2 protein-coding genes are annotated in these 2856 nt (G+C 64.0%); one reads left to right on the top strand and one right to left on the bottom strand.

Annotated elements, in window-relative coordinates; translation table 11 throughout:
* The first annotated feature begins 184 nt into the window (after positions 1-184).
* Positions 185-889: an ABC transporter ATP-binding protein gene (locus tag GXH28_RS15715; protein WP_169239956.1), complete on the top strand. Its 705-nt coding sequence runs from the start codon at positions 185-187 to the stop codon at positions 887-889.
* A gap of 47 nt (positions 890-936) precedes the next feature.
* On the opposite strand, the gene GXH28_RS15710 is transcribed toward GXH28_RS15715, so the two are convergent.
* Positions 937-2661, bottom strand: coding sequence for a CTP synthase (locus tag GXH28_RS15710; protein ID WP_169239955.1), 1725 nt, complete (start codon positions 2659-2661; stop codon positions 937-939).
* Between the last annotated feature and the right edge of the window lie 195 nt (positions 2662-2856).

Raw genomic sequence — 2856 nt, 5'->3', positions numbered from 1 at the left:
GCCATGATGGTAAACGCGCCTATGCAAACCGCCCGGGCGTAAACGCCCGGGCTGAAAGGGATGGGCTGCGCGCAGCTCTTGCCCGTTCGCCGATGGTCAGTCCGCGTTCACTCGCGCGGCACAAACCGCGACAGCCCCCAACAAAAAACGCCCCGCAACTTCCGATCATCTACAATACCTACGCATGGACGGCACATCGGCCGAGCCCGTCGTGCGCGCGGAGAATGTCGAGCGCGTCTACGGCAGCGGGGAGAACAAGGTGTATGCCCTGCGCGGGGTCAGCTTCGAAGCGCCGAGCGGCGCCTTCATCGCCCTCAAGGGGCGCAGCGGCAGCGGCAAGACCACGCTGATCAATTGCATCGGCGGATTGGACAAGCCGACGCGCGGCAAGGTGTATCTGTTCGGCCAACCGATCAACGATTACGACGAAGCGCAGATGACCGAGCTGCGCCGGCACAAGATCGGCTTCGTCTTCCAGTCGTTCTCGCTGGTGCCCACGTTCACCGCCTTCGAAAACGTGGATCTGTCGCTGCGGCTGGCCGGCGCGCCGGCCAAGGAACGTGCCCGGCGCGCGCAGGAATGCCTCGACCTGGTGGGCATCGGCAAGTGGGCCAAACACATGCCGTTCGAGCTGAGCGGTGGCCAGCAACAGCGCGTCGCCATCGCCCGCGCGTTGGCCAATTCCCCAAAGCTCATTCTGGCCGACGAGCCGACCGGCGAACTGGACAGCCACACCGCCCGCCAAGTGCTCGGCCTGCTGCGCGATCTCTCCCACCAACAGAACGTCACCGTCATCATGGCCACGCACGATCCGCTCAGCCTCGAATACGCCGACCAGGTCTTCGAGCTGAAGGACGGCCGGCTCGACGCAGTGCACGTCCGGCAGTAAAGAAGAACGAGAAACCGGGCGGTTGCGCGAAGCCTGGTTCGATCTCCTCAAGCCGTCTGCTTCTGGGGTTCGACGACCACCGGCTTGATCAGCGGCGCGCCCCTGTCGTACTCGATGGCGGCTTCGATGAACGCCTTGAACAGCGGATGCGGCCGGTTGGGGCGGCTCTTGAACTCTGGGTGGAACTGGCTGCCCAGCATGAACGGGTGATCGCGCAGCTCGCGGATCTCCACCAGCCGGCCATCCGGCGAAAGGCCGCTGAACACCAGGCCGGCCGCGCCCAGCGACCTGCGGAACTCGTTGTTGAACTCGAAGCGGTGGCGATGGCGCTCTTGCACGGTGACCGCGCCGACGGTCGGGTCGCCGCGCAAGCCGTTGACGACGCTTGCCCCGAACGCCTCGCCCTTGTCCAGCGCACTCGCGTAGGCGCGATGCGCGCGCGTGCCGGGCACGAGTTGGCACGGATACACGCCCAGGCGCATCGTCCCGCCCATGTCGCTGATGTCGCGTTGGTCGGGCATCAAGTCAATCACCGGATAGGGAGTGGTGTGGTTGAACTCGGTGCTGTTCGGCTCCCGGCTGTTCAGCACATAGCGGGCGAACTCGATGCACATCACCTGCATGCCCAGGCAAAGCCCCAGGTATGGCACGGCGTTCTCGCGCGCATACTGCGCCGCGATGATCTTGCCCTCGATGCCGCGATAGCCGAACCCGCCCGGCACCACGATGCCCGAGACGCGCTCCAGCCGGTCCAGCCCCTCCCCGCGTTCGAGCGCCTCGCTGTTGAGCCATATCAGATGCACATCGCGCCCGCAGGCCACGCCGGCATGGTAGAGCGCTTCGCGCACGCTCATGTAGGCGTCGTGCAGCTCGACGTATTTGCCCACGATGGCGATGGGCAACGGCGGCTTGGGCCGGCGCATCTCTGCGCACATCGCCCGCCACGCGCTTAGGTCGGCGGCCGGACAACCCAGTTGCAGGCGCTCGCACAGGTAATCACCGAAGCCCATGTCCTCCAGCATCAGCGGCACCTCATAGAGGTAGTTCGTGGTCACCATCGGCAACACAGCCCGCGGCTCGACATCGCAGAACAGGGCAATCTTCTCGCGCAGCTCGTTATCCACCGGCTCGTCGCTGCGCGCGATGATGGCATCGGGCTGGATGCCGGCGCCGCGCAGGTCGCGCACGCTGTGTTGGGTGGGCTTAGTCTTCAGCTCGCCGGTGGCGCCGACCTTGGGCAGGAAGGTGACGTGCACGTAGAACGTGCTGTCGCGCCACACATCCCGGCGCATCTGGCGGATGGCCTCGATGAACGGCATGGCCTCGATGTCGCCCACCGTACCGCCAACCTCGACGATCACCACGTCAGCAGTGCTGCTCTTGGCCACCAGCGAAATGCGCCGCTTGATCTCGTTCGTCACGTGCGGCACCACCTGGATGGTCTTGCCCAGGTAGTCGCCCCGGCGCTCCTTGCTGATGACCTCGTTATAGACCTGGCCGGTAGTCACGTTGCAGGCGCGCGTGAGGTTCTCATCAATGAAGCGCTCGTAATGGCCGAGGTCGAGGTCGGTCTCCGCGCCATCCTCGGTCACGAATACCTCGCCGTGTTGGTAGGGCGACATCGTGCCCGGATCCACGTTTAGATACGGGTCAAGCTTTTGGATTGCGACGCGCAAGCCGCGCGCCTTCAGCACGCGGCCGATGGCAGCCGCCGTCACCCCTTTGCCCACCGAGCTGACGACGCCGCCTGTACAAAAAATGAACTTAGGCATGATTGCTCTCCTCGAACAGAGTCTTATATTTGAACCGGCTGATTCAACTTTTTTGCCATCCTTTCGCTCGGAGGAACGAAAAGAAAGTAGGGAGCACAGACATGCTCCCTACTGTATGGATCGGGGTGTTCAGCACGCGCAAGTTGGCGTTGATCGAGACGTCCAGAATTTTGCGGCACACCGAATTATAGCGCC

The organism is Candidatus Roseilinea sp. NK_OTU-006 (assembly GCF_012931985.1).
GTDB lineage: Bacteria > Chloroflexota > Anaerolineae > J036 > Brachytrichaceae > JAAFGM01.
The sequence above is the reverse complement of the archived record's forward strand: the minus strand, read 5'-3'. Positions and strand labels throughout refer to the sequence as shown.